19 protein-coding genes and 1 tRNA gene are annotated in these 21,648 nt (G+C 71.0%); 12 read left to right on the top strand and 8 right to left on the bottom strand.

Annotation, left to right across the window (positions count from 1 at the left end; genetic code table 11):
- Nucleotides 1-27: 27 nt before the first annotated feature.
- Nucleotides 28-969, bottom strand: coding sequence for a fatty acid desaturase (locus AB0N02_RS11520; RefSeq protein ID WP_363945015.1), 942 nt, complete (start codon nucleotides 967-969; stop codon nucleotides 28-30).
- A gap of 364 nt (nucleotides 970-1,333) precedes the next feature.
- On the opposite strand from AB0N02_RS11520, the gene AB0N02_RS11515 reads away from it, so the two are divergent.
- The 5 genes from AB0N02_RS11515 to pth all read left to right on the top strand — a co-directional run bounded on the left by AB0N02_RS11515 (nucleotide 1,334) and on the right by pth (nucleotide 5,614).
- Nucleotides 1,334-1,405, top strand: a tRNA-Gln gene (locus AB0N02_RS11515).
- A 166-nt stretch (nucleotides 1,406-1,571) separates the two neighbouring features.
- The gene (glmU, locus tag AB0N02_RS11510) at nucleotides 1,572-3,008 is read left to right on the top strand and encodes a bifunctional UDP-N-acetylglucosamine diphosphorylase/glucosamine-1-phosphate N-acetyltransferase GlmU (RefSeq protein WP_363945014.1); all 1,437 of its coding nucleotides are present in this window, start codon (nucleotides 1,572-1,574) and stop codon (nucleotides 3,006-3,008) included.
- Between the two features lie 88 nt (nucleotides 3,009-3,096).
- Complete coding sequence (locus tag AB0N02_RS11505) at nucleotides 3,097-4,077, top strand: ribose-phosphate diphosphokinase (RefSeq protein ID WP_363945013.1); 981 nt, start codon at nucleotides 3,097-3,099, stop codon at nucleotides 4,075-4,077.
- A gap of 233 nt (nucleotides 4,078-4,310) precedes the next feature.
- A complete protein-coding gene (locus AB0N02_RS11500; protein WP_363945011.1) occupies nucleotides 4,311-4,925 on the top strand; it encodes a 50S ribosomal protein L25/general stress protein Ctc in 615 nt (204 codons plus the stop codon).
- A gap of 92 nt (nucleotides 4,926-5,017) precedes the next feature.
- Nucleotides 5,018-5,614: an aminoacyl-tRNA hydrolase gene (gene pth, locus AB0N02_RS11495; RefSeq protein ID WP_363945009.1), complete on the top strand. Its 597-nt coding sequence runs from the start codon at nucleotides 5,018-5,020 to the stop codon at nucleotides 5,612-5,614.
- Between the two features lie 49 nt (nucleotides 5,615-5,663).
- Here pth and AB0N02_RS11490 read toward each other — a convergent pair whose 3' ends face one another.
- Nucleotides 5,664-6,230 carry a 3'-5' exoribonuclease gene (locus tag AB0N02_RS11490; protein WP_363945008.1) on the bottom strand — a complete coding sequence of 189 codons (567 nt, stop codon included), beginning with the start codon at nucleotides 6,228-6,230 and terminating at the stop codon, nucleotides 5,664-5,666.
- Between the two features lie 180 nt (nucleotides 6,231-6,410).
- Between AB0N02_RS11490 and AB0N02_RS11485 the strand changes: the two genes are divergently transcribed.
- The 7 genes from AB0N02_RS11485 to AB0N02_RS11455 all read left to right on the top strand — a co-directional run bounded on the left by AB0N02_RS11485 (nucleotide 6,411) and on the right by AB0N02_RS11455 (nucleotide 14,049).
- Nucleotides 6,411-7,748: a sugar transferase gene (locus tag AB0N02_RS11485; RefSeq protein ID WP_363945409.1), complete on the top strand. Its 1,338-nt coding sequence runs from the start codon at nucleotides 6,411-6,413 to the stop codon at nucleotides 7,746-7,748.
- Nucleotides 7,748-8,515, top strand: a complete 768-nt coding sequence (locus tag AB0N02_RS11480) for a 3'(2'),5'-bisphosphate nucleotidase CysQ (RefSeq protein WP_363945006.1) — start codon at nucleotides 7,748-7,750, stop codon at nucleotides 8,513-8,515. Before AB0N02_RS11485 ends, AB0N02_RS11480 begins: the two co-directional genes overlap by 1 nt.
- 19 nt (nucleotides 8,516-8,534) lie before the next feature.
- On the top strand, nucleotides 8,535-9,449 hold the full coding sequence (gene cysD / locus AB0N02_RS11475) for a sulfate adenylyltransferase subunit CysD (protein WP_363945004.1): 915 nt from the start codon (nucleotides 8,535-8,537) through the stop codon (nucleotides 9,447-9,449).
- Nucleotides 9,450-9,648: 199 nt separating this feature from the next.
- Nucleotides 9,649-10,911, top strand: a complete 1,263-nt coding sequence (gene cysN, locus AB0N02_RS11470) for a sulfate adenylyltransferase subunit CysN (RefSeq protein WP_363945003.1) — start codon at nucleotides 9,649-9,651, stop codon at nucleotides 10,909-10,911.
- Between the two features lie 341 nt (nucleotides 10,912-11,252).
- Nucleotides 11,253-12,212 (top strand): sulfotransferase, encoded by a 960-nt coding sequence (locus tag AB0N02_RS11465; RefSeq protein ID WP_363945002.1) that lies wholly within the window; start codon nucleotides 11,253-11,255, stop codon nucleotides 12,210-12,212.
- Nucleotides 12,209-13,150 (top strand): glycosyltransferase, encoded by a 942-nt coding sequence (locus tag AB0N02_RS11460; RefSeq protein ID WP_363945001.1) that lies wholly within the window; start codon nucleotides 12,209-12,211, stop codon nucleotides 13,148-13,150. Before AB0N02_RS11465 ends, AB0N02_RS11460 begins: the two co-directional genes overlap by 4 nt.
- Nucleotides 13,150-14,049 (top strand): WecB/TagA/CpsF family glycosyltransferase, encoded by a 900-nt coding sequence (locus tag AB0N02_RS11455; protein ID WP_363945000.1) that lies wholly within the window; start codon nucleotides 13,150-13,152, stop codon nucleotides 14,047-14,049. The genes AB0N02_RS11460 and AB0N02_RS11455 overlap by 1 nt, the downstream gene beginning before the upstream one ends.
- Before the next feature lie 108 nt (nucleotides 14,050-14,157).
- On the opposite strand, the gene AB0N02_RS11450 is transcribed toward AB0N02_RS11455, so the two are convergent.
- The 6 genes from AB0N02_RS11450 to AB0N02_RS11425 all read right to left on the bottom strand — a co-directional run bounded on the left by AB0N02_RS11450 (nucleotide 14,158) and on the right by AB0N02_RS11425 (nucleotide 21,070).
- Nucleotides 14,158-15,054, bottom strand: coding sequence for a sulfotransferase (locus AB0N02_RS11450; RefSeq protein ID WP_363944999.1), 897 nt, complete (start codon nucleotides 15,052-15,054; stop codon nucleotides 14,158-14,160).
- A 281-nt stretch (nucleotides 15,055-15,335) separates the two neighbouring features.
- Nucleotides 15,336-16,676 (bottom strand): lipopolysaccharide biosynthesis protein, encoded by a 1,341-nt coding sequence (locus AB0N02_RS11445; RefSeq protein ID WP_363944998.1) that lies wholly within the window; start codon nucleotides 16,674-16,676, stop codon nucleotides 15,336-15,338.
- Entirely contained in the window at nucleotides 16,664-17,521 is an 858-nt protein-coding gene (locus AB0N02_RS11440; protein ID WP_363944997.1) for a sulfotransferase, read from the bottom strand. The genes AB0N02_RS11445 and AB0N02_RS11440 overlap by 13 nt, the downstream gene beginning before the upstream one ends.
- Nucleotides 17,518-18,465 carry a hypothetical protein gene (locus AB0N02_RS11435; RefSeq protein WP_363944996.1) on the bottom strand — a complete coding sequence of 316 codons (948 nt, stop codon included), beginning with the start codon at nucleotides 18,463-18,465 and terminating at the stop codon, nucleotides 17,518-17,520. Before AB0N02_RS11435 ends, AB0N02_RS11440 begins: the two co-directional genes overlap by 4 nt.
- Nucleotides 18,462-19,754, bottom strand: a complete 1,293-nt coding sequence (locus tag AB0N02_RS11430; protein WP_363944995.1) for a hypothetical protein — start codon at nucleotides 19,752-19,754, stop codon at nucleotides 18,462-18,464. The genes AB0N02_RS11435 and AB0N02_RS11430 overlap by 4 nt, the downstream gene beginning before the upstream one ends.
- Nucleotides 19,751-21,070: a Wzz/FepE/Etk N-terminal domain-containing protein gene (locus AB0N02_RS11425; protein ID WP_363944993.1), complete on the bottom strand. Its 1,320-nt coding sequence runs from the start codon at nucleotides 21,068-21,070 to the stop codon at nucleotides 19,751-19,753. The genes AB0N02_RS11430 and AB0N02_RS11425 overlap by 4 nt, the downstream gene beginning before the upstream one ends.
- Nucleotides 21,071-21,648: the final 578 nt, after the last annotated feature.

Below are 21,648 nucleotides of genomic sequence, written 5' to 3'. Positions count from 1 at the left end.
GCCGCCGAGGCGGCCCGTGAGAAGCCGTCAGGCGGCGATTCGCCTCGCCGCCAGTCGTTCGGGCGTGGGCCACCGGACGTCGTGGACCCAGCCGGCCTTCTCGAACCAGCGGATGACCCCCGCGCTGAGATCGATCTGGCCCTTGAGCACGCCGTGCCGGGCGCAGGTCGGGTCGGAGTGGTGCAGGTTGTGCCAGGACTCGCCGAACGACGGGATGGCCAGCCACCACACGTTGCGCGACTTGTCACGCGACTCGAAGGCCTCCTCGCCGAAGACGTGGCAGATCGAGTTGATCGACCAGGTCACGTGGTGCAGCAGCCCGATCCTGACCAGCGTGCCCCAGAAGAAGCCGGTCGCCATGCCCCACCACGACCACGTCAGCAGACCGCCCAGGAGCGCCGGAAGCACCATCGAGGTGATCGCCATCACCGGGAAGAACCGGTGCAGCTTGATGATGTCGGGATCCTTGATCAGGTCGGGAGCGTACTTCTCCCGGTTGGTCCGGTCCGTCTCGAACAGCCAGCCCATGTGCGCCCAGAGCAGCCCCTTGGTCACCGGCAGGAAACCGCTCCCGAACCGCCACGGCGAGTGCGGGTCGCCCTCCTTGTCGGAGAACTTGTGGTGCTTGCGGTGGGTGGCGACCCAGTCCAGCACCGACATCTCCAGCGAGAGGCTCCCCGCGATGCCCAGCGCGATCTTCAACGGGCGCTTGGCCTTGAACGACCCGTGGGTGAAGTAGCGGTGCAGGCCGACGGTGACGCCCAGCCCCGACACCACGTAGAACACGCCGGCGATCACGACGTCGGTCCAGCCGAGCCCCCACCCCCAGGCGAACGGAACGGCGGTGATCAGGGCGATCAGCGGCGCGGCGACCACCACCCCGAAGGTGATGAGCTCGGGGGTGGTCTTCGGTTCGGGGTCGATTTCCGGTTTGGGGCCTGGAGCAGGACGTTCTTCGATGACGGTCATGCACTACCTCACGAGAGTTTTGATGGGGAGGTGGGCCTTTGTCTGGCTACGCAACCGTAACCTACGCCATCGTAAGTTAGGAATCCCTAAGCCTCTAATGTGGGTGAGGTGACGTTCGGACCCTGATGTCGTAGGGGTTCCGTCGCTTGTGTGTGGCCGATCCCACCTGCTAGGGCGTGTCATGTCGGATTCTGCCCACCGAGGCGGCCTCGGAAGCATCCTTGAGGATTCTCGGCGTGGCGCGCCCCGGCCACCGGGCGGCCCCGTGCCCCACGGGGTCTCCAAAACGAGGCGCGTTTGATATCAAGGGGTCGGTATCGTAGGGGGGCCGGGCGTTCGGATTGAGGCCGAGTCGCCAGGCTGATCCGGCATTGGGTAATTGGCAGCCCGCAAGGTTTTGGTCCTTGTTGTCCAGGTTCGAGTCCTGGTGCCGGAGCTGTCCCATATGTCTGTTTTGGCAACTCGGCTGGTCGGCTGGGTGGATTCACGGACGGGCAGGTATCCTCACGTTGTCGAGTGGGTGACGGGACGGTTCCCTGGCGGTAGCCATACGTCATCCCGCTTTGCCATGTCTCAGCAGCGACGCCGAGGGAGCCTCGTCCGTGAGTGTGCCGCGCCCGGCCGCCGTCATCGTCCTCGCCGCAGGCGAGGGCACCCGGATGAAATCTAAAACACCCAAGATCCTGCACGAGCTGTGCGGCCGCACTCTGGTCGACCACATGCTCACAGCCGCCCGAGGCCTCGAACCCGGGCGGCTCATTGTTGTCATCGGCCACGAACGAGATCGGGTCCAGGCGCACCTGTCACGGACCAGTCCCGACGCGCAGGCCGTCGTGCAAACGGAGCAGAAGGGGACCGGCCACGCCGTCAGGGTCGTGCTGGAGACGGTCGGCGCGATCGAGGGCACCGTCCTGGTGACGTACGGGGACACCCCGCTGCTGCGCACCGAGACCCTCGCCGCGCTCCTGGAACGGCACGACGCGGACGGCAACGCCGTCACCGTCCTCACCGCCGAGGTCCCCGACCCGTACGGCTACGGCCGGATCGTGCGCGACACCACCGGAGCGGTCCTGCAGATCGTCGAGGAGAAGGACGCCACTCCCCAGCAGCGCGCGATCAGGGAGATGAACTCCGGCGTCTACGCCTTCGACGGGACGCTGCTGGCCGACGCGGTCAAGCGGGTGTCCACCTCCAACGCCCAGGGCGAGGAGTACCTCACCGACGTGCTGTCCATCCTGCGGGAGGACGGCCACCGGGTCGGCGCGCACGTCGCGGCCGACCACGTGGAGGTGGAGGGCGTCAACGACCGGGTGCAGCTCGCCTTCGCCCGCAAGGTGCTCAACTCCCGCCTGCTCGAGACCCACATGCGCGCGGGGGTCACCGTGATCGACCCCGCGAGCACGTGGGTGGACGTGGACGTGACCCTGGAACCGGACGTGGTGATCCACCCGGACACCCAGCTGCACGGCCGTACGGCGGTCGCGGAGGGCGCCGAGATCGGCCCGGCCACCACGCTGACCGACACGGTCGTCGGCGCCGGGGCGGTCGTGCGCAACGCGGTCTGCGTCGAGGCCGAGATCGGGCCCGAGGCGCTGGTCGGCCCCTACGCCTACCTGCGTCCCGGCACGGTGCTGGCCCGCAAGGCCAAGGCCGGAACCTACGTCGAGATGAAGAACGCCCAGGTCGGCGAGGGGGCGAAGGTGCCCCACCTCACCTACGTCGGTGACGCGGCCATCGGCGCGGGGGCGAACATCGGAGCCTCGACCATCTTCGTCAACTACGACGGGGTCAACAAGCACCGGACGACGGTCGGCGAGCACGCCTTCGTCGGGTGCGACACCATGCTCGTCGCGCCGGTCAACATCGGCGACGGCGCATACACTGCCGCGGGCTCGGTCGTCACCGACGACGTCCCCCCGGGGGCGATCGGTGTGTCCCGCGGGCGGCAGCGCAACATTGAAGGGTGGGTCGCGCGCAAGCGCGCGGGCACCAAATCGGCCGAGGCGGCGCTGCGGGCCGCCGCGACCGAGAACCAGTAGGGGAGCAGGACGTGAGCAAGCGAAGCGAGCGAGCCAGTAGGCGCAGCGTCGCTGGTGCAACGACGGGCCGTCTGAGCGGGAGGACGGCATGAGCAGCGGTATCAAGAAGACCGGTGAGAAGAACCTGATGTTCTTCTCCGGGCGCGCGTATCCCGAACTGGCCGAAGAGGTGGCCAGCCACCTCGGAGTCGAGACGACCCCCACCACGCTGCGCGACTTCGCCAACGGTGAGATCTACGCCCGCTATCTGGAGTCGGTCCGGGGCTGCGACGCGTTCGTGATCCAGAGCCACACGGGCCCCATCAACAAGTGGATCATGGAGCAGCTGATCATGGTGGACGCGCTCAAGCGCGCCTCCGCCAAGCGCATCACCGTGATCATGCCTTTCTTCGGCTACGCCCGGCAGGACAAGAAGGGGCGGGGACGCGAGCCCATCACCGCCCGTCTGATGGCCGACCTGTTCAAGACCGCGGGTGCCGACCGGCTGATGTCGATCGATCTGCACACCTCGCAGATCCAGGGCTTCTTCGACGGCCCGGTCGACCACCTGTTCTCCATGCCGGTGCTGGTCAACTACCTCAAGGACAAGCTCGACCTGGAGTCGACCACCATCGTCTCGCCCGACACCGGCCGCGTACGGCTCGCCGAGCGCTGGGCCGACACGCTGGGCACCCCCATGGCCTTCATCCACAAGCGCCGCGACCTCGACGTGGCCAACCAGGTGAAGGTGAACGAGGTCGTCGGCAAGGTGCGGGGCCGTACCTGCGTCCTGATCGACGACATGATCGACACCGCGGGCACGATCTGCAAGGCGGCCGACGCGCTCTACGAGCAGGGCGCGACCAACGTCCTCGTCGCGGCCACCCACGCGGTCTTCTCCGACCCGGCCGTCGACCGGCTGAAGAACTCCAAGATCTCCGAAGTGATCGTCACGAACACGCTGCCGCTCGCCGAGGACAAGAGGTTCGACAAGCTCACCGTGCTGTCGATCGCCCCGCTGATCGCCCGCGCGATCACCGAGGTGTTCAGCGACGGTTCCGTGACCAGTCTGTTCGAAGGCGACAGCTGACCCGTTCCCGGGATGCCTTCCGGCCCGGTGACCGCCGTCGCTCACCGGGCCCTCACCGCGCACGCGGCCCGCTCCGCCCGCCGTACCGGCGCGGGCCTCGCGGTCGCCGGGCGCGCTATCCTGTACAGGTTGTGTGCCGATGCGCACGGCTCGCGTGCTCGTAACGCCTTCCGCTAGGGCGGGTGAGGGGGAGCACGCCCTTCCAGTCACCGAAGATCCCTAGGAGATCAGCCGTGTCCGAAGTAGTCATCAACGCCGAGTCCCGTAACGACTTCGGCAAGGGTGCCGCCCGCAAGATCCGTCGCGAGCACAAGGTGCCCGTCGTCCTCTACGGCCACGGCACCGAGCCCCAGCACCTGTCGCTGCCGGGCCACGAGCTCCTGCTCGCCCTGCGCACGCCGAACGTCCTGATCCGCCTCCAGGGCGCGGTCTCCGAGCTGGCGCTGCCCAAGGGCGTCCAGCGCGACCCGCTCAAGGGCTTCCTGGAGCACGTCGACCTCCTCCTCGTCAAGCGCGGCGAGAAGGTCACCGTCGACATCCCGGTCATCGTGACCGGTGAGGTCGCCGACGGCATCCTCGACCAGCAGCTGGTCTCCGTCTCGGTCGAGGCCGAGGCCACCCACATCCCGACCGGCGTCGAGGTGGACGTCGAGGGCCTGGAGGTCGGTGCGCAGGTCACCGCGGGCGACCTGAAGCTGCCCAAGGGCGCCACCCTGGTCGCCGACCCCGAGACGCTGGTCCTCCACGTCACCGCCGCCCCGGTCGCCGAGCCGGAGCCGGAGGTCGCCGAGGCCGAGGCCGCCGAGGCAGCCGTCGTCGAGGCCGAGTCCGCCGAGGCCGCCGAGTAGTTCTCTCTGCTACACCTGTCAGGGCAGTCCGCGACCGGGCTGCCCTGACGCGCGTACGGGATCCGGCGCGCATACAAGAAGGGACGCCGACCGTGGACCGCTGGTTGGTCGTGGGCCTGGGGAATCCCGGCCCTGAGTACGCCGGAAACCGGCACAACGCGGGTTTCATGGTGCTCGACGAGCTCGCCGCGCGGGCCGGTGGCCGGTTCAAGGCGCACAGGTCGCGGGCCGAGGTGCTGGAGGGGCGCCTGGCGGGTGCTCCCGCCGTACTGGCCAAGCCGCTGTCCTTCATGAACCTGTCCGGCGGTCCGGTGAAGGCCCTGGCCGACTTCTACAAGGTGGACCCGGCCAGGGTGGTCGTCGTCCACGACGAGCTGGACATCCCGTACGGCGCGCTCAGGGCCAAGCTGGGCGGCGGCGACAACGGCCACAACGGGCTGAAGTCGATCACCAAGTCCCTGGCCACCAAGGACTACCTGCGGGTCCGCTTCGGCATCGGCCGCCCGCCGGGGCGGATGGACGCCGCCTCCTTCGTCCTGCGGGACTTCGCGACCGCCGAGCGCAAGGACCTGCCCTTCCTGGTCGACCGGGCCGCCGACGTGGTCGAGTCGCTGATCCGGGCGGGCCTGGAGGCGACACAGAACGCCTTCCACTCCGCGGACCTGAAGGTCTCGGGCCCGCCACGCTGAGAAACGTCCGGACAGCAGCCGGCGGGGCTCCCGGGCGGAGCTCGGCGGGTCAGTACGCCATCAGGTTCTGGAGCAGTTCCGCCTGTTCGATCGCGTCGTCCAGGGCGTTGTGGGTGTGCGGGCGGGAGGAGAGCAGGTGCTTGGGCATCTGCCGCTTGGTCGCCCAGCCGACGGGCACGCCCGCCTTGGCGGCGTAGAGCGTCTTCATGTCCAGGCAGCGGGAGTGCCCGAACGGCGAGGCGCCCGCGAAGCGCATGAAGTACCAGTACATCCACATCCAGTCGTAGGAGAGGGGATAGGCGGCCAGCACGGATGCGCCGGTGCCGGACACCTCGCGGATCCAGGTCGCGGCGGCCCGCATCGCCACGGCCGGCTCCTGGCCGTCCCGGATCAGCGCCTCCCGGTCGAGTCCGCTGACGGCGAGCGCCTCGGGGACGTGGTCGTCGCTGATGGGCCGCAGTTCGGCGTAGAAGGTGTGGGTCTGCGGGTCGACCGGTTCGAAGACCCTGCCGGTCATCCTGCCCGCCACGGTCATGCCGAAGCTGGACATCGAGTACGGACCGGGAATCGGGCCGTCGGCTTCGACGTCCACGGAGATGTACGTTTCGGTTTTCAAACCTCGGACCCCTGTTCTTCCCGCTAGCATTCGGTAACTGTCCGTCGATGACTGGTTACTCAGGGGGAGCGCGTGCGCGACGTGACCGTCGTCCAGGCGACGCCGAGGTCCGCCCCGGCGGCCCGCCCGAGTGTGCCGGGCTGGGTCCGCCGATACAGGGCGCGAGCCGTCGCCGCCGACATGGGCTCCGCCTCCTTCGCCGGGGCGCTCGCCCTGTTCGTTCGCTTCGGTGAGGTTACTCCCTATGTGACTCCCTACGTGATGTTGAGCGCGGCGCTTCCCGTCGCCTGGTTCTGTGCGATCAAGGCGAACCGCGCCTACCAGCCCCGCCTGATCGGCCACGGGGCCGAGGAGTTCCAGCGGGTCTTCCAGTGCGGGTTCACGCTCACCGCGGCCCTGGCCATCGGCGCCTACGTCACCAAGACCGACGTGGCCAGGGGTTACGTGGTGCTGGCCGTCCCGCTGACGACGCTGGTCACCATCCTCGCCCGGTACGGCCTGCGCCGCGCCCTGCACCGCGACCGGGCGCGGGGCGCCTGCATGCGCAGGGTCGTGGCGGTCGGCCACCGTGCCGCGATCACCGACCTGGTCCGCCGGTTCCGCCGGGAGCGATACCACGGCATGGAGGTCGTCGGCGTCTGCATGCCGTACGACGGCATGGGCGACGTGGACGGCGTGCCGGTCCTGGGCGGCATGACCGACGTGCCGCTCGTGGTCGCCCAGATCTCGGCCGACACCGTGGCGGTGCTGGCCTGCCCGGAGATGGACGGGGTCGCGCTGCGGCGGCTGGCCTGGCGCCTGGAGCGGACCGAGACCGACCTGGTGGTCGCCCCCGCCCTGATGGAGGTGGCCGGACCCCGGATCACGATCCGCCCGGCGGCCGGGCTTCCGCTGCTGCACGTGGACCACCCCGAGCTCGCGGGCCCGCGCCAGCTGGTCAAGAACCTCTTCGACCGGCTCTGCGCCGGGCTGCTGCTGGTGGCGCTGCTGCCGCTGTTCGCCGGGCTGCTGGTCGCGGTGCGCGTCTCCAGCCCGGGGCCCGCGCTCTTCCGGCAGCGGCGGGTCGGCCGGGGCGGCGCCGAGTTCACCATCTACAAGTTCCGGACGATGACCACCGACGCGGAGCGGCGGCGGATCGACCTGGTGGGCGACGGGCGGAGCATGCTGTTCAAGATCCGTGACGATCCGCGCGTCACCCCGCTGGGCGTACGGCTGCGCCGTCACTCCCTGGACGAGCTGCCGCAGCTCATCAACGTGCTGCTCGGTCAGATGTCGCTGGTCGGTCCCCGGCCGCCGCTGCCCGAGGAGGTCGCCCGATACGGGGACGACGTCCGGCGCAGGCTGCTGGTCAAGCCGGGGATGACCGGCCTCTGGCAAGTTAGTGGGCGATCTGACCTATCTTGGGAGGAATCTGTACGGTTGGACCTACGTTATGTGGAGAACTGGTCCCTCACCTTGGACCTGCAGATCCTGTGGAAGACCTGGTCGGCTGTCGCGCGAGGGGCTGGAGCATATTGATGATGATTCGCGACGACCACGTTCTCGCCGCGAACCTGGCGACCGAGGCGGGGGAGAGACTGCTCGCGCTGCGCGAGAAACGGGGGTTCGCCGACCCGTCCGCGCTTCGCGACGAGGGCGACACCGCCTCCCACCTCTTTCTGATGGACGCCCTGGCGACCTCACGTCCCGGTGACAGTGTGCTGTCCGAGGAGGCGACCCAGAAGGAGCGTCTCGACCCCCGGCGCCTCACCGCCGAGCGGGTCTGGATCGTCGACCCCCTGGACGGCACCCGCGAGTTCGCCGAGGAGGGCCGCGACGACTGGGCGGTCCACGTGGCGCTCTGGGAGCGCGGCGCGCTGACCGCGGGAGCGGTCGCGCTGCCCGCCCGGGGGCGGACGCTGTCGACCCTCGAACCGCCCGTGCTGCCGCAGCTCAGGGCGGACGCCCGGCCGAGGATCGCGGTCAGCAGGACCCGGCCGCCGGAGTTCGTCCAGAAACTGGCCGAGCTCGTGGGCGCCGACCTGGTGCCGATCGGCTCGGCGGGCGCCAAGATCTCCGCCGTCCTCACCGGACAGGTCGAGGCGTACGTGCACGCGGGCGGCCAGTACGAATGGGACTCCGCCGCCCCGGTGGCCGTCGCGTTCGCCTCCGGTGCCCATGCCAGCCGCGTCGACGGCTCACCCCTGACCTACAACCAGGGTGACCCCTCGCTGCCGGATATCCTTGTTTCCCTACCGGGACTGGCGCCGACGTTGCTCGCCGGAATCCGGGATCTCCACCGATAATCCCCGCTAGGAGAGTCAGATGCTTCAGCGCGACTACACCACGTCGCAGCTCGACGTCCTCGAGGCAGAGGCCATTCACATCATGCGTGAGGTGGCCGCCGAGTTCGAGCGTCCCTGTCTGCTCTTCTCCGGTGGTAAAGATTCCATCGTCATGCTCCGCATCGCGGAGAAGGCGTTCTGGCCCGCGCCGATCCCGTTCCCGCTGATGCACGTCGACACCGGGCACAACTTCGCCGAGGTCATCGAGTTCCGCGACCGCCGGGCGCAGGAGCTGGGCGCGCGCCTCGTCGTGGCCAGCGTGCAGGACTCCATCGACGCCGGACGCGTGGCCGAGGAGACCGGGCGCAGGGCCTCCCGCAACCGGCTGCAGACCACCACGCTGCTGGACGCGATCGAGGACAACGAGTACGACGCCGTGTTCGGCGGCGCCCGCCGCGACGAGGAGAAGGCCCGCGCCAAGGAGAGGGTCTTCTCCTTCCGTGACGACTTCGGTCAGTGGGACCCGAAGAACCAGCGTCCCGAGCTGTGGAACCTCTACAACGCGAGGATCCGCAAGGGCGAGCACATCCGGGTGTTCCCGCTGTCCAACTGGACCGAGCTCGACATCTGGGACTACATCCGGCGCGAGGGCATCGAGATCCCCTCGATCTACTACGCCCACACGCGCAAGGTGTTCGAGCGCGACGGCATGCTGCTGGCCGACAGCGAGTTCATCACCCGTGACGAGGACGAGCCGCTCGTCGAGATGACGGTCCGCTACCGCACGGTGGGCGACGTCACCTGCACCGGCGCCGTCCAGTCCGTCGCCGCGACGGTCGAGGAGATCATCGAGGAGATCGCCGCGACCCGGCTCACCGAGCGCGGCGCGACCCGCGCCGACGACCGCGCGTCGGAGGCGTCGATGGAGGACCGCAAGCGGGAGGGATACTTCTAGTGCGTGACGTCCTGTCGCACCGGCCCGTTCCCTCGCGGGAGCAGGCGCACGCGGTCCGGGGGGCGTTCCCCATGGGGACCGCCCTGTCGCGCCGGCCGTTCCCGCCGGCCCAGACGGAAGATCGACCGCGTGTGCTCCGGGGGCCGCTCCCGGCACAGCCTTCCCGCGCAAGCCGTACGACCTCTGGAGAGCAGTTCTGATGGACATCCTTCGCTTTGCCACGGCGGGAAGCGTCGACGACGGAAAGTCGACCCTCATCGGGCGGCTGCTCTTCGACTCGAAGGCGATCTTCGAAGACCAGCTGGAGGCCGTCGAGCGCACCTCCCGCGACCGCGGTACCGAGTACACCGACCTGTCGCTGCTCACCGACGGCCTGCGGGCCGAGCGGGAGCAGGGCATCACCATCGACGTGGCGTACCGCTACTTCGCCACCCCCAAGCGCAAGTTCATCATCGCCGACACCCCCGGTCACATCCAGTACACCCGCAACATGGTCACCGGCGCCTCGACCGCCGACCTGGCGATCGTCCTGATCGACGCGCGCAAGGGCGTGGTGGAGCAGTCGCGGCGGCACGCGTTCCTGACCACGCTGCTGCGGGTGCCGCACCTGGTGCTGGCGGTCAACAAGATGGACCTGGTCGACTACGCCCAGGAGCGGTTCGAGGAGATCCGCGAGGAGTTCACCGCCTTCGCCTCCAAGCTGAACGCGCCCGACCTGACGTTCATCCCGATCTCCGCGCTGCACGGCGACAACGTGGTCTCCCGCTCGGAGAACATGCCGTGGTACAACGGATCCTCGCTACTGCACCACCTCGAGAACCTGCACATCGCCTCCGACCGGAACCTGGTCGACGTGCGCTTCCCCGTGCAGTACGTCATCCGGCCGCAGCGGGCCACCGACCCGGCCTTCCACGACTACCGGGGCTACGCCGGCCAGATCGCGGGCGGCGTGCTGAAGCCGGGCGACGAGGTGATGCACCTGCCCTCGGGCCTGACCACCCGCATCGCCTCGATCGACACCTTCGACGGTCCCGTGGACGAGGCGTTCGCGCCGATGTCGGTGACCCTCCGGCTGGAGGACGACATCGACATCTCCCGGGGCGACATGATCTGCCGCCCCAACAACCGGCCGCACGTCGCCCAGGAGCTGGAGGCGATGGTCTGCTGGATGGCCGACGCGAGCAAGCTGAGCCCGCGCACCAAGCTGACCATCAAGCAGACCACCCGTACGGCCCGCGCGCTGGTCCGCGACCTGCACTACCGGCTGGACGTCAACACCCTGCACCGCGACGAGTCGGCCCAGGCGCTCGGCCTGAACGAGATCGGCCGTGTCTCGCTCCGCGTCACCCAGCCCCTGTTCGTCGACGACTACGCGAGGAACCGCCTCACCGGCGGCTTCATCCTCGTGGACGAGTCCACCAACAACACCGTCGGCGCCGGGATGATCGTCGAAGCCCGATAGCCCACCGGCCCGGTGGTCCGCCGGGGGCCTCACGAGGGACGCCCGGCGTTCTCGTGACGGCTCCCCGGGGCGATCCCCTGGGACGTCGGCTCGCCCTCGGGCGGGCCTCCAGTGGTCCTCCAGTGGTCCTTACAGCGGTCCTCTCCGCCGCCCGCCGTACCGCGGGCGGGGGAGGGGGCCGTCGTGCTGTCCGGAGCCGGTTCGCGAGGAGGCGGGCTCGCGACGAAATGGTGTGGGGGTGACCCATCCCAGGTAGATCCTTTGTCTGTTCCTCGAACCTTCGGTAACTCTCCGCGCTAGCCTCGGCACGTTCCGTATCCATCGGGTAAGGATTCGTGCCTGTGTCTGATAGTCCGTCCCCCGCCAGGGTTGTTTTCCTGGGTGGTCTCGGCCGCAGCGGGACCACGTTGCTGGAGCGGCTTCTCGGTGAGGTGCCCGGCGTCGCGCCGCTCGGCGAGGTCGCCCACCTCTGGACCAGGGGCGTGCTGGCGGACGAGGACTGCGGCTGCGGCGAGCCGTTCGGCACGTGCCCGTTCTGGCGCAAGGTGGGCGAGCGCGCGTTCGGCGGCTGGTCGGAGGGCCTCGCCGACCGGGTCCTCACTCTCGGGCGGCGGGTCGACCGCACCCGTCACATCCTCACCCTCGCGCAACTCCTGGCCGAGAACCGGGTCGGCACCGTGGGGTGGCCGTCGCCCAGGACAGCCGAGCTGAACGAGTACGTCGCCGCCCACCGCCGGCTGTACGACGCGGCGGGTGAGATCGCCGACTGTCCCGTCGTGGTCGACTCCAGCAAGCACGCCTCCCTGGCCTTCTGCCTGGCGGCGGCCGGGGTCGACGTCCACGTCGTGCACGTCGTCCGCGACCCCCGCGCCGTCGCGCACTCCTGGCAGCGGCCTGTCACCCGCCCCGAGGACGGCACCCCGATGACGCGCTGGTCGCCGGCCCGCACCTCGCTGCACTGGCTGACCCAGAACCTCGGCCTGGAGCTACTGGCCCGCCGGGGCGTCCCCGTCTCCCAGGTCCGTTACGAGGACCTCGTCCACGCCCCGGCCGACACCCTCAGGCGGCTGGTCGGCCGGATCGGCCTGTGCCCCCGTCTCGACTTCCTGGGTGACGGCGAGGTCACGCTCTCGCGGTCCCACACGGCCTCCGGCAACCCCATGCGCTTCTCGGCCGGCCGGATCGAGCTGGTCCCCGACGACGTCTGGCGCACCGCCGTCCCGGTCGGGCACCGCCGCCTGGTCACCACGCTGACCTGGCCCCTAATGATCAAGTACGGCTATCGCGGGAGGCTCACGTGAGTCCATCGGTGGGTGTGGTCATCCCCACGCGAGGGCATCGGCCCGAACACCTGCGCGCCGCCACCCGCGCCGCGCTCGACCAGGACCACCCCGGGGCCGTCGAGGTCGTCATCGTCGTGGACGGCCCGGACACGGCCGTGGTCACCGACCAGGTGGCCGGCCTGCTGGCCAGCCGGGCCAGGACGCTCGGCGAGGAACGGGCGGCCGGGCGCGGCGTCCGGGTGGTGACCAACAGGTTCGGCTCCGGCCTGCCGGGGGCGAGGAACACGGGCATCGCGGCGCTCGGCACCGACCTGGTGGCCTTCTGCGACGACGACGACCAGTGGCTGCCCGGCAAGATCGACGCCCAGGTCGCCGCGCTGCGGGAGACACCGGGCGCGGAGTTCTCCAGCTGCGCCATCGAGGTCGAGTACGGCACGCGCCGCGTCCCCCGCCTGGCCGGGACCTCCGTGATCACCCGGGCCCACCTGCTGCGCTCGCGCATGGTGATGGTCCACTCCTCGACCTTCCTGTTCAGGCGCGGCGCGTTCCGGGTCGACGAGAGCGCGCCGGGAGGCCAGAACGAGGACTGGGATCTGGCACTGCGCGCCGCGGCCCGCCGCCCCATCGTGCACGTCGACCGCCCGCTGGTGCGCGTCCGCTGGGGCGGGTCCCTCTACACCACCCGCTGGGCCGACCGGATCGCCGGGCTGGAGTGGATGCTCGCCCGGCACCCTGATCTGGCCGTGGATTCGCGCGGCGCGGCGCGGGTCTACGGCCAGCTCGCCTTCCACCACGCGGCCCTGGGCCGCAGGCGGGAGGCGGGGCGCTGGGCGTGGCGGGCGTTCGCCGCACGACGCGGCGAACCCCGCGCGCCCATCGCACTGGCCGTGGCGGCCGGCCTGGTCTCGCCCCTGACGGTGCTCAGCACCCTGCACCACCGCGGGCACGGCATCTGATGGCGCTCAGGACGGCTCAGGAGACCAGGACGGGTCGGGAGATCGGGACGGTCCGGGAGACCGGGACAGGCAGGGATACCGGGACGGGTCGGGAGACGCTTCGCCGGGCACGCCCCGACAGGGCGACCCGCAGGAGGCTGCGCCGCAGGGTGCACGTGGCGGGGCTGGCCATCGACCCGATGACCGAGGGAGAGGTGGTCGACCACGTGGTCGCCGCGCTGAAACGCGGCGAGGGCGGCCACCTGGTCACCCCGAACGTCGACATCGGCTGGGCGGCCGCCCGCGACCCCGAGGCACGTGAGATCGTCGAGCGCGCCGACCTCGCGGTCGCCGACGGCATGCCGCTGGTGTGGGCGTCGAGGCTGCTCGGCACGCCCCTGCCGGGCAGGGTCACCGGCGCGGACCTGATCTGGTCCCTGTCGGAGGCCGCCGCCTTCTACCGCCACCCGGTCTACCTGCTGGGCGGCGCGCCGGGAGTGGCCAGGCAGGCGGCCGACCGGCTGACGGCCCGCCATCCCCGCCTGCTCGTCGTGGGCGCGGACGCCCCGCCGTACGGGTTCGAGCCCACCCCGGAGGGCTGCGCGAAGATCAGGGAGGCCCTGGTGGCCGCCGCGCCCCGGCTGGTCTTCGTCGGGCTCGGCTTCCCCAAGCAGGACCGGCTCATCGCGCGGCTCCGCGAGGACCTGCCCGCCACCTGGTTCGTCGGCTGCGGTTCGGCGATCGCGTTCGCGGCGGGCGCGGTGCGCCGGGCGCCGCCGTGGATGCGGCGGGCCGGGCTCGAATGGCTCTTCCGGCTGCTCAACGAACCCGGCAGGCTGGCCCGCCGCTACCTGCTGCACGACCTGCCGTTCGCGCTCCGGCTGCTCACGGTCTGCCTGTTCCGCCGCCTGTTCTCCTGACCGTCCCTCCGGGCCGTGTCCCCGCCCGCCCGGACGGCACGCTCAGCCGGGTCCTTGGGGCCTTCGGGGTTCTCTGAGTCCTCGGGGTTCTCCGGGTCCTCGGGGGCCTCAGGGAGGGAAGGCCAGCTCCCTGACCCGGCGGGTCTCCTCGGGGGTCAGCCTGCCCGCCGCCGTGCTCAGGGCCCTTCGGGAGTCCATGGGGCGGTAGGCCGTACGGGACAGACCGGTCCAGGCGAAGCCGTCCTCGTCGGTCGTGGGCGCCGTACAGGCCCTGGAGATCCGTTCCTCGGCGCGGGGGGACCAGGTCAGGCCGAGCCGGCCGTACAGGCGGCGGAAGCCCTCACGGGGGGCGGCGGCCAGGTCCTCGTAGCGGGCCAGCCGGATCCCGGGGTGCCGGGCCGCCAGGTCGGCGGCGACGGTCCGGGCCGCCCGCCACAGGGCCACGGCCTTGGTGAGGCGGTCCTGGCAGCCCACGAGGCCGCGCAGTGCCTCCAGGTGCGGGTGGTCCCGGAGCAGCAGCGGTTGTTCGAGCAGTTCGTGGAAGTAGACCGTCCAGCCGAGCCGCTGCCAGCTTCCGACGAACGACACCGGGTCGCGCAGCAGGATCACCACCCGGCAGCCCAGCCGCTCGGCGAACCAGCCGGCGGAGAACAGCGCGAACGGGTCGTCCAGCAGCGCCCGGCGCCCGGCCAGCCGCCCGGCTGTGAAGGCCGTGCCGTACCTGACCATCCTCGCCAGGTCGTACGGCGAGCGGTTGCGCCGCAGCTCGGCCAGGAACCGGTAGCGCAGCGCGACGGTGTCGGCGAAGGCGGGCAGCCAGGTCTCCTCGTTGTCCGGGCAGATGTACTGGAAACGGTGGGTGACGTGGGCGTTCAGCACGCCGGGGCAGCGGCCGGGCGGGTGCTGGGGGTTCAGCGGCTCGTTGACGTAGACCAGTTCGCCGCTCGCGGCGAGCATCTTGCCCGTCCAGCTCGTCCCGCTCCTGGGCAGCCCGGTCACCAGCACGGGACCTCCCCGCTCCACCGCCCCACCGGTCCACCCGTCCGCTGTCCCGTCCGTCCGTGCGCCCGGAGCATCGGCCGTCCGCGCGTCCGCCATGCCGTCGGCCGTCCCGCCCGTCCGAGAGCCCATCCGAGAGCCCGTCCGCGAGTCCGTCCGTGCGTCCGTCAGCGAGTTGGTCTGTGCGTCCGCCTGCGCGTCCGTGGTCGTGTCCGTTCGTGTGCCCGTCTGTATGCCCGTCTGTATGCCCGTCTGTGTGTCCGTTCGCGTGTCCGGTCGCGGGGACGTCACCCGGACCGCCACGAGGTCAGGGCCGCCAGGCTGTGGGCGCCGAAGGGGCGCAGGCCGTAGCGGCGGTGGATCTGCCACAGCGGCAGCAGGTTCTTGACCAGCGTGCCCCCGGCCCAGCCCAGGGCGGCGCCGAGCGCGCCGGAGGAGGGGATCAGCGACGCGCCGAGCGCCACGGTCACCGCGACTGCCGCGACCAGGTTGGCCAGGCTGGAGCCGGTGTGTCCCGCGGCCGTCAGCACCACGTCGACCATGCCGCAGGCGGTGGCGATCATCATCGTGATGGCGAGGACGAGCGCCACCGGCGCCCCGGCGGCGTACCCCTCACCGAACACGCCCAGCAGCCACGGGGCCAAGGCCGCGTACGCCAGCCAGATCGGCCAGGTCAGCAGGACCAGCCACACGGTCGCCGACTGGTACAGCTCGCGGGCGCGCCTCAGGTCACGGGTGGTCAGCGCGTCGACCAGCCTCGGCTGTGCCGCCCTGGCCAGCCCCTGTCCCGCGAGCTGGCCCACCACCTTGAAGCGGGTGGCCGCGGTGTAGACCGCGGCCTCGGCGGGTCCGGCGAGCACCGCCACGGCCACGACGTCGAGCCGCTGGAACACCGCCTGGATCGCCGCCGCCGCCGACCTGGGCCAGGTGTGGCGCCACAGGTCGCGCGCGGCGTCCAGGGTGGTCGTGACGTCCTGAGCGAGCGCGCCCGCGGCGCGAGGGGCATCCGGGGGGTGCGGTGCGCGGGGCAGCCGTCCGCGTAGCCAGACCGTGGCCAGCACCAGCACCGGAAGGTACGGCAACGCCCAGGCCGCCGCCAGGACCGGCCCCGACCGCACCCCCGCCAGCATCGAGACCGTGACCAGGACGAGCTGGGCCACCGGCTGGAGCACGCCCTCCAGCAGCACGGTCGGCAGCATCGCCCCGAACCCCCGGGTGGCGGCCACCATGACGTCCGCGCACACCATCACCGGCAGCGCGGCTCCCAGCACCCGGAACGTGGGATCGGGGACGCCGAGGAAGACGGTCGCCCCCGCGGCGAGGGAGAGCGCGGCGACCGGCACCAGCGCGGCCCTGACATAGCCGCGGACCCGTTCGTGGCCGGACGCACCGGCTCTGGCGATGACGTGGATGAGACCGTTGCCCGCGTCCATCCGCAGGATTCCGCCGACCGTCAGGCAGAGCGCGGTCGCCGCGAAGAAGGCGCCCGCCGTCTGCCTGCCGGTGCCCCGGGTGACCAGCACGACCATCAGGAACTGCGCCCCGGCCCCGACGGCCGCTCCGGCCAGTCCCGCCAGCCCGCTCCTGGCCATCCCGGCCATCCCGGCCGTCGGGGTCAGCGCCGCCACGACGGCTCCGCGCCGAGCCACCGGACCAGCAGGGCGTCGGGTTCCTCGAAGCGTTCGGAGAGCTCGCGGCGGAGTGACTCGGGCATCGGGGCGGGCCGGGGCTGGACGTTGTGCCGCTCGAACACCGGGTCGCCGATGTGCGGCATCCCGAGGAACTCCAGCACGCGGTCGTAGACGATCTCCGGCTCGGTGAAGAACCGTCCGCTGTCGAGCACGAGGACGCGGTCCCCGCCGACCAGCGGTTCAAGGCGGGCGAGCTGCTCGGCGTAGCGTCCCCTGGCCAGGTACGCGTGGTGACGGTGGGCGTGGCTCATGGAGTGGGGCGCGGCGCACAGGTCGTCCACCGCCCCGGCCAGCCGTACCTCCTCCAGCTCGATCGCCCTGGTGAAGGAGCGCTCGGTCTCGAAGCCCCGGGCCAGCTCGTGGGCGTGCGCGGAGAAGGCGCGCTCGACCGGGTCCCGCACCAGCACGATCAGTTTCACGCCCGGCAGGTCCCGGGCGATCCGGGAGGCGGCCAGCGGGTGGAACAGGTAGTAGGGCGAGGACTCGAAGACCTGGGGGCGGCAGCCGTACCGGTGCGACAGCCTGGACAGCTTCGCCCGCAGCGGGAAGTGCGCCCGGTACCACGACAGACCTCTGTCGTAGGCCATGTCGAAGTAGTGCACGCCCTTGTGGAGCACGGGTTTGAAGATCAACGGGTGCTGCGACAGCGCGCGGTAGAGCGAGGTGGTGCCGGAGCGCTGCGCCCCGGCGATCAAGAACGAGGGCAGCACCCGGCCGGCCGCGGTGAGACGCCCCGTGGTTCGTGAAACGGCGTGTACGGAACGCTTCAGCGTGGGCTTCACGGCAGCAGCTCCTCGAAGTCGACGACGGGGTTGAGCCAGTGCTCCGGTGGGCCGAGAGGGGCGTGGCCGTCGGCCGCGTGCCGGTCGGCCAGAGTGATCAGGTAGCGGATCACGGTCAGTCTGGCCTCGGCGGCCGAGAGCCCGAACGGGGCCAGTGTCGGCAGGGCCTGCGCCAGGCACGCGCGGGCCGCGGTCGCCGGGTCGGCGCGGCGCAGGGCGCGCTGGAGGAAGTGGTGGACGGCGTCGAAGCCGAGCGGCACGCCGGTGGCGAACCGCTCCCAGTCCCACACCAGCAGCCGCCCGTCCGCCGCACGCGAGATGTTCCAGGGGGAGAAGTCTCCGTGCCAGGCGAACCCACCGCAGGAAACGCCCGTGCCCCCCGGAACGGCGGGGACCGGGGGGAGCCGGTCGGTGATCCGGCTGATCTCGCCGATCGCCTCGGTGCGGAGGCGGGCGGGGACGGGGCCCCGCAGTACCGGGAGGGGGGCCAGCGCGAGCACGGACAGGCCGCGCCACGTCCCGTGGTGGAGCACGGTGGGCGGGACGACGGTCTTCAGCGGCGTGTCGGCGAGCAGGGCGAGCGTCCGCGCCTCGTGCGCGACGAGCTCGCGGACCCGGGCGGTGTCGCCGATCTTCACGAAGGCGGTCGGCCCGTCAGGAGCGTGGGCCTCCAGGACCGGCTTGCGGTTGGCCCGTCCCGCGGGGCGGACGTGCAGCACGGTCCTGATCGGGGCGTCCAGCACCTCGCTGAGGTAGGTCTCGATCGTGTCCTCCCCGGAGGGGACCATGATCCTCGCTCCGGGATGCCACCAGGCGCGAGGGGCCAGCCTACGGGGAAGCAGCGGGTGGGGAAGCAGGGTGTACGGCCGGGCCACGCCGTCGCCGGGGAACAGCAGATCGACCGTCTCCATGAGGTAGCGCAGCCGGGCACGGGCGTCGTTCATGCGGTCCCGCTCGCCATCGAGTTCCTCCAGAGCAGGGCGAATGAGATGAGATACAGGCTGAGCGGGGTGACCAGCCCGTCGTAGACGAACATGTAGAGCAGGGTCAGGATCATCACCAGGACTCCGGCCATGCCGATGGGGCTCCGGTCGCGCCGGTACCGGCGGATCGCCCCGGCGAAGAACGCCACGTAGAGCGATGCGCCGACGAACCCCTGTGTGATCATCAGGTGCCAGAGCTGGCCGTCGCTGCCCAGCGGCGGATGACCGCACGCGTCGCACCAGCCGGTCCTGCCGGTGGTGATCGTGCGGTGGTTGCCCGTGGCGTTGCGGGTGTTGCCGTAACCGATGATCGGCGAGGTGCGCGCCGCGGCGACGGTCGCCGAGACGGTGAAGGCGCGGATGTCGTTGCTGTGCGGATTGTCCAGCCGCTGGACCACCATCGTCCGCAGCGGGCTGAGGAGGAACACCAGCGTCCCCGCGGCGACGGCCGCGCAGGTCACGATCCTGGCCCGCGCGCCCAGGCGCAGCAGCAGATAGAGCACGGCCACCCCCAGGCCGATCCACAGGCCCCGGTTGAGGGAGTAGACGATCGGTACGGCGGCCAGCCCGAGCAGCGGGACCACGGCCGCGCGCCTGCGCGGGCCGCCGTACGCCCACCAGCCGACCGTGAACCACACGAGCAGCACCGAGACGTTGCTGCCCCAGGCGTTGGCCCACTCGAACGGGGCCTCGGGGCGCGGGGAGGCGTGCCCGAGGACCTTCTGCACCTGCGCCGAGGTGGGGTGGATCAGGTTGTGGACGTAGGCGTTGTCGCTGATCCAGTGGGGCAGCAGGAGCTCGACCGGTGAGGTGAAGTCGGCGTTCGGGGCGAGCACTCCCAGCAGTCCGCCCGCGACGGTCGTGATGAACAGCGCGCCGAGCATGCGCACCAGCGTGAGCTGGGGGAGTTCCCGTTCGGTCAGGTTGCCGAGATAGAGCACCATGATCAACATGGAGACGTAGAGCGACAGGCGCATGAGGTAGCCGATCACCCGCCCGGCGCCGAAGTCGCCGTAGGTGTCCGGAGGCATCTCACCGAGCATGAGCCCGCTGATCAGGTAACCCGCCAGCAACAGCAGCCAGAGCCCGAACCCCCGTGGCGCCCTGATCGGCCGCCGTCGCCACAGGACCAGCGCCATCGGCGGGGCGAGCAGGACGACCGAGAGCCCGCCGAAGCCCAGCGCCCACCACAGGGGGTATCCCACGAGCAGCGCGGCGATCGGCCACGCGGCCCGATCCAGCTCTCTCACGGGGGGAAGACCCTCTCGCCCACCGAGGGCGCCCTGAGCGGTGCGGTGATCGCGGGCCTGGCCGGAACGGAGCCGGGCGGGACGGATCCGGGGGGAACGGGACCGGTTCGGGCCGCGTGATCGGTTCGGGCGTGATCGGGCGAAGCGGATCCGGGAGGAACGGGACCGGCCGGAGCGGAGGCGGCCGCCTTGGCGTCCAGGGGTGCGACGAGCGCGCCGATCACCGGGATCCCCCGCCGCTTCAGCTTCCGTACGGCCCGCGCCGCCGCACGCGAGGACGTTCCCGGCACGCTGACCAGTAGCACCGCGCCCTCCTCACCGGCCGGGCCGCTGATCCGCACGCGTCCGGCCCACGCGGCGGCCTCCAGGGCGGCCCGTACGGCGGCCTCGCCGGCGGCACCCGTACCGCTCCCGAAACCCGTAGCGCCCCCGAAGCCCACGCCGCCTCCGAAGCCCGCTCCGGCTTCGAAGCCCGTGCCGCCCCCGAGGCGCGCTCCGGCTCCGAAACCCGTGCCGGTTCCGGCGAGGCGGTCGCGGAGCCAGGCGAGGCCGACCCCGCTCAGCAGCCCGAGCATCAGGCCGCTGCCCAGGTAGAGGGGCGGACTCGGGGCGCTGGGGTCGGTGGGCGCGACGGCGTCGCTGATCACGGAGCCGGGGGTGACGGCGACCGTCCGCAGCCCGTCGTATTTGACGGTGAGGTTGTAGACCTGGCGGCCGAGCACGTTCTGCCGCTGCAGGGCCAGGGTTCGCTCGGCCGTGCCCTTGGGCAGGGCGGGCAGCGTGGCGGCCACGGCGGCCAGGTCCGTGTTGACCTGCCTCAACTTGGCCAGGAGCGTTCTGAGCTGGACCGTCAGTGCCTGCTTGGCGGCCTCGCCCCGGTGGGCCAGGTAGGCCCGGGCGTAGGCGGCGGCCCCCGTGGCGGCCGAGTCCGGATCGGCGGCGGTGTAGGAGATCTCCAGGACCGAGGTGTTGGGCGGCACGGTGACCTCGACCGGGCCGGGGGTGTCCCCCAGCGCGATCCCGGCTCGTCTGGCGACGACCGCGGACTGGGCGATCTGGGCCTCGGTGTCGAGGTTGAGCGACTCGCGCTGCCGGTTGGTGATCTGGTTGGTCTGTTCCTGCACCCCTGTCGGGGTCACCAGCACCTGGGCGGAGGCGGTGTAGGCGGGCGGGGTGGTCCGGAGCAGGGCGGCGCCCGCGCCGACTCCGGCGGTGAGGAAGAACAGGAGGGTGGGCCACCTGCGGCGAAGGAGGGAGGCGTAGTCCGCCAGGTCTCCGCCTGAGCGGCGGGCGGAGGCGTCCGGCGACGGGCTCATGTGTTGCGAGTCCCTTTCGGGCGGAGTCGGCTGCGGGGAGTCGGCGATTCGAGGCCCTAGGAACTATAGGTCTGCATGCTGTTTTCCCGATCCGATACACAAGATTTTCCTTGAAGTCATCACGACGGCACCGGGCAAATAAAAGTCATTTATCCGACATTCCTCTTGTGTTGTCCTGGGGGGTCGGTGTGGAGGCGGGTGAACCCGTGACATCGCACGTCCCGGCGATGGGAGGCTGGGGCGAGAGAGAGGTCAAGAAACGTACAAATGGAGTATCTGTGAGGAATCCATGCATTTGTTAAATGTCATATCGGCGCCGTTCTCGCGAAGGGCGGTAATCGCCGGACTGGGTTTCTCCCTGACGCTGGGATTGGCCGCCTGCGGCCAGAACCATGCCCTTTCCCGAGACTCCCCGGAAAGCGCCCCGGGCGCTCCGGGACGTTCCACGGACCCGGCGGAGCGTTTCACGGACCCGCCGGGACGCGCCGCGGACGGGCGCGCCACGGACCGGGCGGGCGGTGGGCCGGGCGGTGGGCCGGGCGGTGGCTCACCGGCGGGCGGCGGGCCGTACGCCGGAT

This window comes from Streptosporangium sp. NPDC051022, from assembly GCF_040683035.1.
Taxonomy (GTDB): Bacteria; Actinomycetota; Actinomycetes; order Streptosporangiales; family Streptosporangiaceae; genus Streptosporangium.
Note: the sequence above shows the minus strand (reverse complement) of the source record. Positions and strands in the feature narration are given on the sequence as shown.

Excerpts from the sequence above, each read along its gene's own strand:
- AB0N02_RS11520 (WP_363945015.1), bottom strand. The coding sequence starts at position 969 with ATGACCGTCATCGAAGAACGTCCTGCTCCAGGCCCCAAACCGGAAATC.
- AB0N02_RS11505 (WP_363945013.1), top strand. The coding sequence starts at position 3,097 with ATGAGCAGCGGTATCAAGAAGACCGGTGAGAAGAACCTGATGTTCTTC.
- AB0N02_RS11455 (WP_363945000.1), top strand. The coding sequence starts at position 13,150 with ATGGCGCTCAGGACGGCTCAGGAGACCAGGACGGGTCGGGAGATCGGG.
- AB0N02_RS11425 (WP_363944993.1), bottom strand. The coding sequence starts at position 21,070 with ATGAGCCCGTCGCCGGACGCCTCCGCCCGCCGCTCAGGCGGAGACCTG.
- cysD (WP_363945004.1), top strand. The coding sequence starts at position 8,535 with ATGCTTCAGCGCGACTACACCACGTCGCAGCTCGACGTCCTCGAGGCA.
- AB0N02_RS11485 (WP_363945409.1), top strand. The coding sequence starts at position 6,411 with ATGGGCTCCGCCTCCTTCGCCGGGGCGCTCGCCCTGTTCGTTCGCTTC.
- AB0N02_RS11435 (WP_363944996.1), bottom strand. The coding sequence starts at position 18,465 with ATGAACGACGCCCGTGCCCGGCTGCGCTACCTCATGGAGACGGTCGAT.
- cysN (WP_363945003.1), top strand. The coding sequence starts at position 9,649 with ATGGACATCCTTCGCTTTGCCACGGCGGGAAGCGTCGACGACGGAAAG.
- AB0N02_RS11480 (WP_363945006.1), top strand. The coding sequence starts at position 7,748 with ATGATGATTCGCGACGACCACGTTCTCGCCGCGAACCTGGCGACCGAG.